Source organism: Pelorhabdus rhamnosifermentans, assembly GCF_018835585.1.
Lineage (GTDB): Bacteria > Bacillota > Negativicutes > UMGS1260 > UMGS1260 > Pelorhabdus > Pelorhabdus rhamnosifermentans.
Genome location: NZ_JAHGVE010000126.1, coordinates 1 through 284, shown reverse-complemented (window position 1 = coordinate 284; position 284 = coordinate 1). Strand labels below are relative to the sequence as shown.

Annotated in this window: 1 pseudogene; it reads left to right on the top strand. The window is 46.1% G+C overall.

The window, feature by feature from the left end:
- Positions 1-284: pseudogene (locus tag Ga0466249_RS26050) on the top strand (oxaloacetate decarboxylase subunit alpha); the annotation flags it as partial.

Below are 284 nucleotides of genomic sequence, written 5' to 3'. Positions count from 1 at the left end.
GTAGGAATCATTCGGATATTTGACGCCTTGAATGATGTGGCCAACATGGAAGTGGCCATGAAAGCCGCCAAACAAGCCGGAGCCCATGTACAAGGCACCATTGTGTACACAATTAGTCCGTATCATAGTCGCGAGACCTTTGTCAAAACAGCCAAAGAACTCGTAGAACTTGGTGCAGACTCCATCTGCATCAAAGACATGGCAGGTCTTCTTGTACCTTACGAAGCAAGTGAACTCGTGAAAATCATGAAAGAACAGATATCCGTGCCGCTAGCTATTCATAC